Below are 14,605 nucleotides of genomic sequence, written 5' to 3' on the forward strand. Positions count from 1 at the left end.
TATTGGAGAAGTAAGTGGCGCGTTATCGAATCGGCAAGTTTGCAATTGATGAGAGTCGATGTTTAATTTCATCGCAAGATTATAAGCAAATAGTCGAGCCAAAGGTCATGGATGTATTACATACCCTTTATTTAAATAAAGGTGAAGTTGTAAGCCAAGAAGTAATCTTTGCAAAAGTGTGGCCTAATGCTACCTATAACCCCAGTTCGGTACAGCGTTGTATAGCATTGCTACGAAAAGCACTCCAAGAAGATGCCAAGAACCCACAGTTTATAATTACACACCCTAAGCGCGGTTATAGCCTTGAGAAAGTAACACAGGGGCCAGGCAAAAAATTAAAAGCGCAACATGTTCTGTTGCTGTTTGTTTTACTAGTTAGCTTTATTGCTATTGCGTGGCAACTAGTGCCTAAACAACAAGATACTGCTTACTTTACTCAGTTGATGCCACTCACTTCGAGTGAACTAAATGAAGCTAATTTGTCACTTTCACACAGTGGTAAGTACCTTGCTTTTGTTCGAGGTAATAAAGGAAGTCAGCAGATTTGGATTAAAGAGCTTGCGACTGAGCGAGAAGTGAGGCTGACTGAAGATGCTGCAAGCTACTACGCTTTGGGGTGGTCGACCTCCGATAATGCGATTGCATTTGTGAAAAGTACAGAGCAGAAACAACATCTAAACACTATAAGCATTGATTTATCTAAATTTCAGCCATTAGAACAAGCGACTGTGAGTGTTTTTAATGACACCGTTTTAACCAGTCACCACATCGATTGGCATGTTGATAAGCTGCTCTATTACATAGAAAAAGATAAACTAAACAACGATACTCGACTCGTTTCACTTAACTTAGAATCTAAACAAAAGACACAGTTACTAGCTGCTACACAGCAAGATTGGTTGCTCGTTAATGCGTTATCGAAAGATGGTAGTAAAGTCGCGATGGGGATTGAGGCTGGGCAAAATAAATACCGTATTGATGTACTCGACCTAGCCAGTAAAAAAACACAAACTATTGCTATCATAGAAAACGGTATTCAAGGGTTAAGTTGGCACCCGAATAATCAAGCGCTATTAATTAGCCAACGAAATCAGCTTGTAAATCTAGATCTTGATGGTGAGCTTCAGCTAATTTCATTTAATAATTATCAAATAATTCGTGATGCCCAGTACACACCAGACGCTGAAGCCATTTTGATGGAGTTAGTGAATGTTGATGTAGATATTGTTAGCCAAACACGTGCTAACCCTGACAAATTGACTAAACTCGTAGATACCTCATCAATCGACTTTCTACCCGTGTTTTCGCCAGACTCAACGAAATTTGTTTTTGAGTCTCATCGTTTTGGATTAAAACAATTATTTTTATACGATAGTGGCAAGCAAACGCGCATTTTTGCTAACCCTGATAACCATGAGTTATTTGGCATTGTTTGGAGCCAAGACGCACGGCAGGTTTACACCGCAAGTAAAGATACACTGTTTAAAATTGATTTAAACAGTGGCACTTATGAAACAATACCTCATGGAAATCACTCTTTTTATTTGAGAGAAATGTATCACAATGAAGACGCGATTTTAGTTTCGTATCGAGCAGAGGATGGACAGACGTTTCATCCAGCAAAATTCGATTTAACAAGCTTAACGTTGACACCATTCACAGGCTCAGGGAAACGTTTAAGCTGTTATGGTATGGATTTAGATGAGCAAGATCAGATCTACTTCTCAAATAGCAATGAAGTGTTTCGAGTTAATACCCGTGGAAATATAGAAACTGTTTGGCAAGCAGCTAGCAATGACATTATTGGTATATCTGTTAGTGACCAGCAATTAGCAGTAACAATGGAGCATGCAGATACAATTAATTTCCAGCGTATCGATTTGGCAACTGCTGAAACAGAAAGTTGGCAGTTAACACAACCTAAGCAACATATGTTGATCAACAGTGCTCATGATTTAAAAGAGTTTTTATATCTTACAGAACCTTATAGAACTCGTAAGTTAGTAAAACTTCAGTAGCTTGATATGTTCTTTACGTCTTAATCAACTCCACAAGCTGCTTAAGCTGTTCATGATTGAGTGGATTGTGGGCATGATTACCGTACAACAGTACGATATCAATCATAGGCAGTACTGGTAACGAATTATCGCTGATTTCTTCCAAACCTTTTTGCATGCTTATTCGCGCCATGCTGCCGATTGCCAACCCTTTTTCAATTAAGCCATGTAATGCACCTGCTGATCCACAGCAGGCAATAATATTAAAACGACGCTCGGTTTTTAAGAGACCTTCAATACTGGCTTGGTGAAACTTACAGTCTCGTTGAAACAGGGCAATAGGAAGTGGGGTTGAATCTTCAATCTCAAAAGCGGGGCTTTTCACCCATACGCCTTGGCTTGATTGCAATAAGTAACCTTCTTCGCTGTCTGGTGAGCGAGTGGCAACAACTAAATCGAGCATACCTTGGTCTAGTTTGGCTCTAAGCTCAGAACTTGGGGCGCAGCTTATCTGTATATCTAAGGCATCAAACTGTTGGTGTAGGGCACAAACAAGCTGTGGTAGTAAAGAGTGGACATAGTCGTCAGGACAGCCGATGCGCACACGTAAATTGCCAGTACCTGCTTTTAATTGTTTAAAGGCTTCATCATGAAGGGCTATCAGTTGCTTCGCATAACTTGCTAGCTGGTGGCCTTGATGGGTTAGCACCAGCTGACGACCTTGCTTTTCAAAGAGTGAACTTGCGAGGTCCTGTTCAAGCTTTTTCATTTGCATACTTACCGCAGATTGGGTTCTGGAAATTTGTGCTGCAGCACGGGTGAAACTACCTGTATCGACGAAGGCGCAAAATGTTCTAAGGGCATCAATATCCATAATGTATCAGCTTTTCTTATAGGTACTATAAAAACAATTGGCGAGTAATTGCCCAATTGCTGTTTTATAGTGAGCCTAATCTAAACGTTAAAGGAAGTACAATGCAATTATTTATTGGCAATAAAAACTACTCAACTTGGTCATTGCGAGCGTGGTATTTACTAAGTAAATTCAATGTTTCTTTTAAAGAGCAACAATTGGTTTTAGATACGCCTGAATTTTATGAAGCATTAAAAAATAAGTTTCCCGTGCAAAAAGTACCGGCACTTATTGATGCTGAGTTAACCGTGTGGGACTCACTCGCTATTTGTGAATACATCAATGATGCTTATCTAAATGGTGCCGCTTGGCCTAGTGAAATAGCCCAAAGAGCAAAAGCGCGCAGTCTAGCTGCCGAGATGCACTCTGGTTTTGCTGCACTTCGTAATGAAATGCCAATGAATATTCGTGCTAAAAGGCATGTTGAATTATCAGAACAAGCTAAAAAAGATATCGCTCGTATCGATGAGATATTTTCTTCTCAGCAACAAAGTTATCCTAATATGTGGTTATTTGGCGGTTTCTCTATTGTTGATGCGATGTTCGCACCTGTAGTACTTCGTTTTAAAACGTATCAAGTTGAGCTATCGTGTGCTGCACAAACTTATTGCCAGCATCTACTTGCTTGCCCGGTTATCAAAATCTGGATTAGCGAAGCTCTTAAGGAAACAGATATCGTTGACTGTGATGAAGCAGGTGAGGAAATTAACTAGCCGATATTGAGAATTTCTAACTATTAATTTTATTGCCTATTATACTTTTGCGTGGGATTTTTTGGCATATTTTTATACAAAAATACTAGTTCAATTAATGAGCACACACACTATACTAGAGTAGTTGCTCTTTAATCGAACATCCCACATTTCCTTTCGTAGTAGGCATTTATTTATGGGCGCTTTTGCAGCAAAATTATTAAATCAAGATATGACAATTGAGCGCTATGCCTGTCAATTTAAGTCGCTTGAGGTAGAGCATGTCTTTTTACAAAGTAAATTCGGTCAAGATAAAAAAATAGCGCAATTTTTGTGCTGTACAATTGCATTAGTCACTGCGCTTGTAACCTTCTTCGATAAGATGATTATACAGGCTTCATTTTGGCCAGAAACCGCTTTAATCGGCCGAGCTATTATGGTCTCAGTTTGTATTCTTAGTGCTTTTGCTCTGAATTATATTAAAAGCATCCAGTCATTTCGTTTGGTGATATCTGTGTTTATGCTGTTTTTATTTTTGAACATGCAATTTATGGCTATCACTTATGAGCGTTTCTATATTTTGCATATGTTTTTTGATGTGATCATCTTGATCACATTTTATTTCTCGACCTTGGTTTCAATTAAGTTATCGGTATTTTTAAGTATTTCATATAGTGCTCTTGCTATCTCTGTTATCTATTTCAGTAAAGAAATATCTAACCACTCTTTTTACATGGTGGTTTTAGCGCATGTGGCAGCAAACTTAGCAGGTATGATCATGGCTGCTCATGAACATATTATCCGTAGAGAACTTTTTGTAAGGAACACCCAGCTTGCTCAGCTTGCCCATGAGATGAAAAGCCAAGCCCTTAAAGATGCCCTTACTCAGTTACCTAACCGTCGTGCTTTTGATAATGCCTATGAAGAATATCAGCGGATGGTTAAACAGCAGCAAGGCGAGTCCAAGCAAGTATGTGTTATTTTAGCTGATATTGATTACTTCAAACGTGTTAACGATACCCATGGTCACGAGGTAGGTGATGTTGTATTGCAGCGTTTTTCTGCTTTTTTAACTGACTCATTACGTTCCTCTGATGATGTATATCGATTTGGCGGTGAAGAATTTGTTATTGTGCTACCACTATGCTCAGTGTCAGATGCAACTGTTATTATTAATACTATGATCGCAAGGATGAATAGTGAAATGTGCGAGGTTGGTGAGTTATCTTTAGCAATACGTGCAAGTTTTGGCTTAACCGTAATGAAAGAAGAGGAGCAAAAGTCAGTTATCTCCAGAGCTGATGCTGCACTTTATCAGGCTAAAGATGCAGGACGGAATCAATTAGTTATTAAATTTTAATAGCCTAAATATAAGTACAAAATATGTACCTTATGCTCGTTTAAGTATAATCTTTATACATTCTTTTCTATTAATTTAATCTGAATTATTAGCAAGCAAGGAGTCGCGAATGCTAACACGCCAGGCGGAAGGCTATAAAATTTCAATTAGGGCAAGTGTATTGCTGGTTTTTGCCCTTGCTAGCTTACTCACCGGTATTGTGGCGATAAGTTTGCATTATTACTTTAGTGAAAAGTTATTACTGCAATCTAAATCAGAACAGTTCAAACAAACTAGTCAGCAAATAGCCGATCACATAACAAGAATCAATCAGCGTGCTGATAATACCTTAAGCGTGATGATCCACGACACTAGGCTATTATCAGAGAGCCAAAATAACAAAGAAATTTTACAGCAAGTGCTGATCGAAATTTTAACGCGTCATCCAGACTTTTATTCGCTAATTCTTGGTCATGCTAATGGTGACTTATTACAGGTTATTAATTTAAAAGGGTATGCAAAGCTTCCCCCATCAATCCAGCTCGATGAAGACGATCATTGGTTAGTGTATCAAATTTCTGGGCAGGGGGGGGAGCGTAAGCAGGTAACCACGTATTTAGATGAGTCGTTGGTCATTCGTAAAAGAGACACCCAAACTACGGATTACGACCCACGGAATAGAGTTTGGTTTCTGGATGCAACGAGTGACTCTGTAACGAAAACCGAGCAGTATGTGTTTAAAGTACTTGAGGTACCAGGTTACACCTATGCAATAAAGTCAGCGCAAACAGGCGATGTATTAGCGATTGATATAGCCAGTGCAAGTTTGAATCACTTTTTAACCGACCAACAATCTAAAATGAAGCACCTTGTTGAAAGCGAAATGTATGTTTATCGGGGGAATGGTGAAATTATCGCAAGCAGTAAAAATCAAAGTCATCAGCATGGTTTTGCTGACCTATCTAAGTTAGTTAAATTGGATGAACAAAAATCAGGGCTTGCTAACAAAGAACATCAATTCGGCAAAATGTTAAATGTGCATGAAAAGGGCATAGAAAAATACATGTTTGTATTGCCGCTGCCGCTTAGTAGCGATATGCAATCAGATGAAGTTGATTATTTCACGGTGCTGGTATCTAAAGATGACGTGCTGGCGGTTATAAGAGATAAAATTCGTATTTCAATTTTAGTGACTGGTTTATTTTTAATTTTGCTGCTGCCAGTCTCTTGGTTTTTTGCCTCTTCAATCGTCAACCCGATTCTCAAATTAGTAGGTGAAAATAAAAAAATTCAGCAGCGAGATTATAATGAAGTTTCAACACTCTCTAGCCACATTTTAGAAATCCATTATTTGGCAAGTTCGATGGTGGATATGAGTCGCTCTATTGAGCAACATGAAAACTCACAAAAAGCCCTGATGGAGTCATTTGTAGAGCTTATCGCCCAAGCGATTGATGACAAATCACCATATACGGCAGGGCACTGTGAGCGGGTCCCTGAGCTGGGTATTTGGCTTGCTGATGCTGCGTCAGACTCAAAAAATGAGGCGTTTTCTGAGTTCAGCTTTAAAACGTCTGATGAACGACGAGAGTTTCGCTTAGCTGCGTGGTTGCACGACTGTGGTAAAATTACTACGCCTGAGCATATCGTTGATAAAGGCACTAAGCTTGAAACCATTTATAACCGTATTCATGAAGTACGCACCCGATTTGAAGTGCTGCTACGTGATGCAAAAATTACTTATTATGAGCAGTTATTAGCCCATCCTGAGCAGCAATCTGTGCTTAAGCAAACGCTTGACCAACGAACCAAAAAGTTACACGCAGACTTTAGCTTTATTGCTGCCTGTAATGTTGGTGGTGAGTTTATGGATGAAGCGCAGCTGTCTCGTTTACATGAGGTTGCTAGCATTAAGTGGCAGCGCCATTTTGACGCAAGTTTAGGTTTATCGCCCCTTGAAGAAATGCGTATGGCTGATTTGAAGAATCAGCATTTACCTGTCGAAGAGTCACTCCTGAGCGATAAGCTAAGTGATTTAATTCCACACGAAAAAGCCGTTGAGTACCCAGAAAGTTTGGGCATTAATATGGCGATTCCGGAGTATAAATATAACCTTGGCGAAGTGTATAACTTGTCGGTGGCGCGGGGCACGCTTACAGCGGAAGACCGGTTTAAGATCAATGAGCATGTGATCAGTACAATTCGTATGCTTGGTAGTGTGCCATTCCCGAAAGAATTAGCGAAAGTTCCGCGTTATGCATCAACCCACCACGAAACCTTAAAAGGGACTGGCTACCCACGAAAATTAACCGCGGAACAATTATCAATACCTGAACGTGTGTTAGTACTTGCTGATATCTTCGAAGCATTAACCGCGGCAGACCGCCCATATAAAAAAGCCAAACCTTTGAGTGTTGCTATTGATATTTTAGCGAAAATGGTTGATGACGATCATATTGACCGTGACGTATTTGAGCTCTTTTTAACTTCCGGCATTTACCTAAAATATGCAAAACTGTTTTTACATGAGTCGCAAATTGATTCTGTCAATTTAACAAAATATCTAAGGTAATTATTTGCTTATGCTTTAGGATAAAATTGCAGAGTTTTTTTTGTAATACAAAATTTTTGGTGTATAAAAGATATACAAGCTAATATTACTAACGAACAAAGCATTGCAAGGAGATGCATAAGTGCTGGTATCTGCTTTTCAAAAACTTAAATCGAGAATTCGTTTTTCGATTCGCCTTACCGTTGTTGCCGTGTTCGTTTTAGCAACTTCACTAACAGCTCTCATTGCAATTAGTCTGCAATATTATTTCAGCGAAAAAATGGCTATAGAGGCCAGTGTCAAAAACTTTAATTTAGCCACAGGCTCAGTGGTTGATTACCTTGCAAGGGTGAATGAAAAGTCAGAAAACACGCTAAGTGTAATGGTTCAAAATAGTAGCTTGATCAGTGCCAACAGCGAAGATAAAAGTGAGCTGAGAAATGTCATGAGTGAAATCATGCAGCTCAATCCATTGTTTTATGCGTTGTATGTAGGCTATGAAAATGGTGACTTTTATGAATTAATTAATTTAGAAAGCAGTGAAATAGTGCGTCAGCAGTTGCAGGCCATTGAAGCAGACCGTTGGGTGGTGATCCACATTAGCGGTGAAGGGGCAGAGCGTGTTCAGCATACTCATTATTTTGACCAGCAATTTAATTTACGTATCTCGCAAACCAAAGGCACCAGCTATGATCCGCGAGAGCGCTTGTGGTTTAAGCAAGCAAACTCAACACGCGTGAAAAAAACAAAGCCATATTTCTTTACTCACCTGCAAGCACCTGGGCAAACCTACTCAATAAAGTCAGCAAATGAAAATAGTGTGTTGGCGTTAGACGTTAGCTTGTCGAGTATTTCTGAATATTTGAGTCAACAGCAAAGTAAAATGAGTAGCCAGTATTTAAGTGAGCTGTACATTTACAATAAAGAAGGTGAAATTGTTGCCTCTAACCAACAAAAAAATAGCTTACTTTTGCCAAGGCTTGAAAAACTTCCCTTAACAGAACAGCAGCAAAGTGTATTGGCGAAGTACCCTTATTTGAGCGTTTCTAACGAAACTAATTGGCCACCAATGGACTTTAGTGTCGGCGGTAACCCGAAAGGCTATAGCATTGATTATATTAATGCCTTGGCTGAGTTGCTCGGAATTAAGGTAACTTTTATTAACGGTTTTACATGGACTGAGTTTTTAACTCAATTTGCAAAAGATGAAATAGATATTGTACAGCCTATTTTTAAAACCCCAGCAAATGAGTCGCTCGGTCTTATGAGCCAAACAATGGCAACTTTGCCGTTCAGTATCATTACTGCAAAAGGTTCAACACCGGTCGTTAGCATGAAGCAGTTAGCGGGCAAACAGTTAGCAATTGGTGAAGGCTGGTCGGTAATTAAAGTGATTAAAGAGCACTTTCCTGATATCGACATTGTTGAGCTGCCAAGTACCAAAGCGGTGCTCGATGCGGTAAGCCAAGGACGTGTGTATGCAGGTTTAGATAACGAAGCAGTGTTCAAATACACTCAAAATCAGTTTTTTATCGAAGGGATTCAATATAATCAGCTTGATAGTTATAGTCATGATCTCCTACCAGATACTCTACATTTATTGTTTCATCCTGATGATGCAGAGCTAAAAGATTTAATTAATATGGCGATAGATCAGCTCCCAAATTCGTATATTGCTGCACTAGAGCGTAAATGGTTAGGGAGCGATCCTAGTCAGCAATCACAAGTGATTGGCACAGTGCCATACCCTGAATTTCTTACTCTAATTACAGATCGGGCAAACTTCGCCCATTTACGTTTAATGACTCTAAATGGCGTTGAGAAGTACGTGTATATTACCCCTGTTTCAGAAGGGGGGAGCAATAGCGATTACTTAGCGATAGTGGTGCCCAAAGAGGGCGTATTGAGTTCTACCCGTGAAAAAATTAAGCTGTCTATTTTTATCACCGCGGCCTGTTTGATTATGGTACTGCCTGTATCATGGTTTTTTGCCTCACCAATTGTTTCGCCAATTAAGACCTTAGAGGGTGAAAATTTAAAAATTAAACACCGTCAGTTTGATCAGGTTTCAACGCTAAAAAGCAGTATTAAAGAAATCAATAATTTAGCCAACTCCATGGTGCAAATGAGCCAATCAATTCAGCAGCATGAGCAAAAGCAAAAAGCCTTAATGGAGTCATTTATTGAGCTTATAGCTCAGGCTATCGATGATAAGTCTCCTTATACAGCAGGACATTGTGAACGGGTACCTGAACTTGGGATCATGCTGGCCAAAGCAGCTTCAAACTCAAATGAGGATGCGTTTAAACAGTTTGCGTTTAAAAATAAAGACGAACTAAGGGAATTTAGCCTCGCAGCTTGGTTACATGACTGCGGCAAAATCACTACTCCAGAGCATATCGTAGACAAGGGCACAAAGTTAGAAACTATTTATAACCGTATCCACGAAGTGAGAACGCGTTTTGAGGTACTTTGGCGGGATGCAGAAATTGCTTATCTAAAAGACGTGCTAGTGTCACCTGAAAAGCAACCAGAGCTTGAGGCTGAACTTATTAAACGCCAAGCAGAGTTACGTAGTGATTTTTCGTTTATAGCAGCCTGTAATGTTGGCGGTGAGTTTATGGATGAAGCAAGCCTTGGACGTTTAGAGGCGCTTAGCAACATCACTTGGCAGCGAAATTTTGATGATAAAATAGGCCTTTCGCCAGTTGAAGAGTTAAGGGTTCAAAGCAATGATGAGCAATTGCCTGTCACTGAAAAGCTACTTTCAGATAAGCCTGAGCATTTGATTGCCCACGATAAACCTATACAGTATGACGAGCGTTTAGGGATAAAAGTAACCATTCCAGAATACAAGTATAATCTTGGCGAACTGTATAACTTACAAATTCAGCGCGGTACTTTAACAAACGAAGATCGATTTAAAATTAATGAGCATATTATCAGTACTATTCGGATGCTAGATAACGTCCCATTTCCTGATGAATTAGCCCGTGTGCCGCGTTATGCCTCGACCCATCACGAAACATTAAAAGGCACGGGTTATCCCCGTAAATTGTCTGCAGATGATTTATCGATACCTGAGCGTGTGTTAGTGCTGGCCGATATATTTGAAGCATTGACCGCAGCCGATAGACCTTATAAAAAAGCCAAACCATTGAGTGTTGCGATTGATATTTTAGCGAAGATGGTTGCCGATCAACATGTAGATCAAGATGTGTTCAAATTGTTCTTAACGTCAGGTATCTATCTTGAGTATGCAAAACGCTATTTAAATCCAGATCAAATCGATGATGTAGATATTGCGAAATACCTGTGATTGGAAGCGCTTGCTTTTACTTTAGGGGGAAAAGTCCGTACAATTCGCCTCGTTTTTAGTGACGCTTTTAACGAGATAAATTCAAGCCGTATGCATCAGATTGCTGACTTAATCGCTATTTTTGAAAACACCTTTTATCAAAGCCATAATACGCGTTTGATAAAGGGTGATGATGAACCTATATACCTGCCAGCTGATGAGCAAACGTCTTATCATCAAATTGTGTTTGCCCACGGTTTTTATGCCAGTGCCTTACATGAGATTGCTCACTGGTTAGTGGCTGGAGAGGCACGTAGATTAAAAGAAGATTATGGCTATTGGTATTGTCCTGATGGTCGTGATAAACACCAACAAGCTGAATTTGAAGCGGTTGAAGTAAAGCCTCAAGCTATTGAATGGGCGCTAAGTACAGCAGCTGGTTTCGATTTTAATGTATCGGTTGATAATTTAAATGGTGAACAAACCTGTCGATTTGATTTTCAGGCTCGGGTTCACCAGCAAGTGTTGAGTTTTTTAGCAACAGGTTTTAATCAGCGCACTACAGCACTCCTCAAAGCATTGAGCGATTTTTATAATACCCCATGGCCATTAACGGCTACACAGTTTTCATGGCAGCGCGATTTTCAAAGCAACCCAGGAGCTTTATCTGATGCAGTTTAAATTAGGTTTGATTGTAAATCCGGTTGCCGGCTTAGGCGGCAGTGTGGCACTGAAGGGAAGTGATGGCGCAGATACCGCTGCAAGGGCGATGCAACTTGGCGCAGAGCCAAAAGCAAACTTACGCACCCGAGCAGCTCTTGAAGTTCTGCTTGCACATCAAGGCGACTTAACCATTTACACAGTAAACGGTGAAATGGGCGAGCAGACGGCGCGCCAGCTTGGTTTTAAAACTCAAGTGATTTACCAAACAAATGAAATCACCACCCCCGATGACACTGAGCAGGCTGCTAAGTTATTAGTTGAGCAAGGTGTCGACCTTATTTTATTTGCTGGTGGTGATGGTACTGCACGTAATATTTGTCATGCGGTTGGTGATAGCACCCCTGTGTTAGGTATTCCTGCAGGCTGTAAAATACATTCTGGCGTTTACGCTATTACCCCTAAAGCAGCAGGTCGCGTTGTCGAGATGCTAGTCAAAGGTGAACTCGTCAGCCTTGGCGATGCCGATGTTATGGATATCGATGAAGATGCATTTCGTGAAGGTACAGTAAAAGCTAAGCGCTATGGTGAAATGCAAGTTCCGAGTGAAGTGCGATATGTGCAAGCAGTTAAAAATGGCGGTAAAGAAACTAATGAATTAGTGCTTGCTGACATTGCTGCCTATGTTGTCAGTGAAATGGACGAAGACTGCTTATATGTAATGGGCAGTGGTTCAACCGTAGCTGCAATAATGGAAGAGATGGGTCTTGAAAATACCTTATTAGGTGTTGATTTAGTAGCAGACCAAGAGCTAGTTGCGCAGGATTTAACTGCACAGCAATTACTTGAGCTCACACAAGGTAAAGATACTAAGTTGGTGATCACCTTAATTGGTGGACAAGGGCATATATTCGGCCGAGGAAATCAACAATTGAGTCCTGCACTTATCCGTGCGATTGGTCGCGACAACATTATTGTAGTGGCAACGAAAACTAAATTACAGGCCTTAAATGGCCGACCACTGATTGCCGATACAGGTGATAGTGAGTTAGACGATGAATTAAGTGGTTATATTCGCGTAACCACAGGTTTTAATGACCATATTATGTATGCAGTGGGTCATCAAGATGGGCTGCACCCAGAGGAGAAGTAACAATGATTTTAGTAAGTTATATTGATGCAGCGCAGCAATATTTTGATGATTTAGTCGATAAAGCAACTGACGACGAGCTATTTGCTGGTGGCTATTTGCGTGGTCACTTTGACTTAGCGGTAGGCTACGCACAAGTAGAAGAATTAAATTTATCGATTGATGAGCTTAATAATCAAGTTGAATCAAGTCTGGTTAAAGCTTATCGCAATGGTGAGCTAAACGAAGAAGATAAAGAGCTCGTTGTGCGCCTTTGGGATGAGGTTAAAGCACTAGCGGTTTAGTTGAGTATTAAAATGAGTACTGTAAAGCGACCTGTGTCGCTTTTTTTACATCAAGTGGTTACCTTTATTAGGGAATTCTATTAACTTAAAATTTACCTTAGAACTTAGATACGTTAAGGTTAACGAGATATTTTTCCAGGGAATTTGAAAATGAATAACAATAATGATGTGCAGGCACCAAGTGGTGCAATCGCACGTTTTCTGAATACGATTGAAAGGGTGGGCAACAAGCTCCCTGATCCTGCTATTATCTTCTTAGTCGCAATGCTGCTTATTTGGTTCTTATCTTGGCTCTTCTCGGGCACCACATTTGATGCAATCGACCCGCGAACAGGCGAAGCCATAGTTGTAAATAATCTATTAGCAGGGGATTCCCTTGCTACTTTCTTGTCTTCGATGGTGAAAACTTTTACCAGTTTTGCGCCACTTGGCGTGGTGCTTGTTGCCATGTTAGGTGTTGGTGTTGCTGAGCACTCTGGCTTTATCAACACTGGCCTTAAATTAATGCTAAAAGTAACACCTAAGCAGCTTTTAACACCCTCTATTATCTTAGTGGCGATTGTCAGCCATACGGCAACTGATGCCGGTTATGTATTAGTCATCCCTCTGGCTGGGGTCATTTTTTATGCTATGGGTCGTCATCCGCTTGCTGGTATTGCTGCGGCGTTTGCTGGGGTAAGTGGTGGCTTTAGCGCAAACTTTATTCCGTCAGGGATTGATCCGTTACTGCAAAGCTTTACCCAAAGTGCAGCACAAATTATTAATCCTGATATGGCGATTAATCCGCTTAATAACTGGTTTTTCACCTCTGCTTCAAGCTTATTTATTATCTTATTAGGCTGGTATATCACAGATAAAATTATCGAGCCGCGCTTACAAAACACGCCACTTGATGGTGATACCGAAGATTTACCTGCTTTTGATGAAGCGCGCAGTGATGAAAAACGTGCATTCTATATCGCAAGCACAGTGATGATTGTTGGCCTTGTATTACTTTGGTTTGTCTCTGCTCCAGCTGACTCAGCAATGCGAAGTAGTGATGGTTCTTTAACTAATTTCCGCTCACCGTTAATGCAATCAATTGTTCCACTTATATTCTTACTGTTTTGGATCCCAGGTGCAGTTTACGGTTTTGTAGTTGGTACATTCAAAAGTTCTAAAGATATGATCGATGCCATGAGTAAAGCCATGAGCGGTATGGCTTACTACATTGTTATGGCGTTCTTCTGCGCGTTATTTATTGCCGCATTTAGTAAATCAAATCTAGGTGCATTACTTGCTATTGAAGGTGCACAGCTACTTAAAGCGATGGCATTACCAAGTTCGGTGACTGTGGTAGGTATTATCTTCTTAACGGCGTTTGTGAATCTATTTGTAGGTTCAAGTTCAGCAAAATGGGCGCTGTTAGGGCCAATCTTTGTACCAATGCTGATGCAACTAGGTATTTCACCTGATTTGACTCAAGCTGCGTACCGTGTAGGTGACTCAAGCTCTAATATCATTACCCCACTGATGCCATACTTCCCACTGGTTGTGGTGTACTGCCAGAAGTATGTTAAAGGCACAGGTATTGGTACGTTAATCGCCATGATGTTGCCGTATTCAATCGCCTTCTTAATCGGTTGGAGTATCTTCTTACTCGCGTACTGGGGCTTAGGCATCCCACTTGGCCTACAATCAAGCTACGCATACCCAGCCATTGGCTCATAACGATTTAAGTA

At 40.4% G+C, this 14,605-nt stretch carries 9 protein-coding genes and 1 pseudogene; 9 read left to right on the plus strand and 1 reads right to left on the minus strand.

The genetic code is table 11. From position 1 onward, the window contains the following. The first annotated feature begins 14 nt into the window (after nucleotides 1-14). Nucleotides 15-2,018 carry a winged helix-turn-helix domain-containing protein gene (locus J8Z25_RS05510; protein ID WP_250661803.1) on the plus strand — a complete coding sequence of 668 codons (2,004 nt, stop codon included), beginning with the start codon at nucleotides 15-17 and terminating at the stop codon, nucleotides 2,016-2,018. A 13-nt stretch (nucleotides 2,019-2,031) separates the two neighbouring features. Here J8Z25_RS05510 and J8Z25_RS05515 read toward each other — a convergent pair whose 3' ends face one another. Next, nucleotides 2,032-2,871, minus strand: a complete 840-nt coding sequence (locus J8Z25_RS05515) for a LysR family transcriptional regulator (protein ID WP_250661804.1) — start codon at nucleotides 2,869-2,871, stop codon at nucleotides 2,032-2,034. 101 nt (nucleotides 2,872-2,972) lie between these two features. On the opposite strand from J8Z25_RS05515, the gene J8Z25_RS05520 reads away from it, so the two are divergent. The 8 genes and pseudogenes from J8Z25_RS05520 (at nucleotide 2,973) to J8Z25_RS05555 (ending at nucleotide 14,594) form a co-directional block, all read left to right on the plus strand. After that, nucleotides 2,973-3,623: a glutathione S-transferase family protein gene (locus tag J8Z25_RS05520; RefSeq protein ID WP_130051995.1), complete on the plus strand. Its 651-nt coding sequence runs from the start codon at nucleotides 2,973-2,975 to the stop codon at nucleotides 3,621-3,623. 175 nt (nucleotides 3,624-3,798) lie between these two features. Continuing rightward, nucleotides 3,799-4,962 (plus strand): GGDEF domain-containing protein, encoded by a 1,164-nt coding sequence (locus tag J8Z25_RS05525; RefSeq protein WP_167657972.1) that lies wholly within the window; start codon nucleotides 3,799-3,801, stop codon nucleotides 4,960-4,962. A gap of 958 nt (nucleotides 4,963-5,920) precedes the next feature. Next, nucleotides 5,921-7,513 (plus strand): annotated as a pseudogene (locus J8Z25_RS05530) (HD-GYP domain-containing protein); the annotation flags it as partial. A gap of 121 nt (nucleotides 7,514-7,634) precedes the next feature. Then, complete coding sequence (locus J8Z25_RS05535; protein WP_250661806.1) at nucleotides 7,635-10,811, plus strand: HD domain-containing phosphohydrolase; 3,177 nt, start codon at nucleotides 7,635-7,637, stop codon at nucleotides 10,809-10,811. Between the two features lie 90 nt (nucleotides 10,812-10,901). After that, entirely contained in the window at nucleotides 10,902-11,471 is a 570-nt protein-coding gene (locus J8Z25_RS05540; RefSeq protein ID WP_130051991.1) for an elongation factor P hydroxylase, read from the plus strand. Then, a complete protein-coding gene (locus tag J8Z25_RS05545; RefSeq protein WP_250661807.1) occupies nucleotides 11,461-12,603 on the plus strand; it encodes an ATP-NAD kinase family protein in 1,143 nt (380 codons plus the stop codon). Before J8Z25_RS05540 ends, J8Z25_RS05545 begins: the two co-directional genes overlap by 11 nt. Nucleotides 12,604-12,605: 2 nt before the next feature. Continuing rightward, nucleotides 12,606-12,884: a YfcL family protein gene (locus J8Z25_RS05550; protein WP_130051989.1), complete on the plus strand. Its 279-nt coding sequence runs from the start codon at nucleotides 12,606-12,608 to the stop codon at nucleotides 12,882-12,884. Between the two features lie 150 nt (nucleotides 12,885-13,034). Next, nucleotides 13,035-14,594, plus strand: coding sequence for an AbgT family transporter (locus J8Z25_RS05555; RefSeq protein ID WP_130051988.1), 1,560 nt, complete (start codon nucleotides 13,035-13,037; stop codon nucleotides 14,592-14,594). The last annotated feature ends 11 nt before the right edge of the window (nucleotides 14,595-14,605 follow it).

It is taken from the genome of Pseudoalteromonas sp. SCSIO 43101, assembly GCF_023650775.1.
In the GTDB taxonomy this organism is placed as follows: Bacteria; Pseudomonadota; Gammaproteobacteria; order Enterobacterales; family Alteromonadaceae; genus Pseudoalteromonas; species Pseudoalteromonas apostichopi.

Coding starts and splice junctions, on each gene's coding strand:
- J8Z25_RS05520 (WP_130051995.1), top strand. CDS start 2,973: ATGCAATTATTTATTGGCAATAAAAACTACTCAACTTGGTCATTGCGA.
- J8Z25_RS05525 (WP_167657972.1), top strand. CDS start 3,799: ATGGGCGCTTTTGCAGCAAAATTATTAAATCAAGATATGACAATTGAG.
- J8Z25_RS05545 (WP_250661807.1), top strand. CDS start 11,461: ATGCAGTTTAAATTAGGTTTGATTGTAAATCCGGTTGCCGGCTTAGGC.
- J8Z25_RS05540 (WP_130051991.1), top strand. CDS start 10,902: ATGCATCAGATTGCTGACTTAATCGCTATTTTTGAAAACACCTTTTAT.
- J8Z25_RS05515 (WP_250661804.1), bottom strand. CDS start 2,871: ATGGATATTGATGCCCTTAGAACATTTTGCGCCTTCGTCGATACAGGT.
- J8Z25_RS05555 (WP_130051988.1), top strand. CDS start 13,035: ATGAATAACAATAATGATGTGCAGGCACCAAGTGGTGCAATCGCACGT.
- J8Z25_RS05550 (WP_130051989.1), top strand. CDS start 12,606: ATGATTTTAGTAAGTTATATTGATGCAGCGCAGCAATATTTTGATGAT.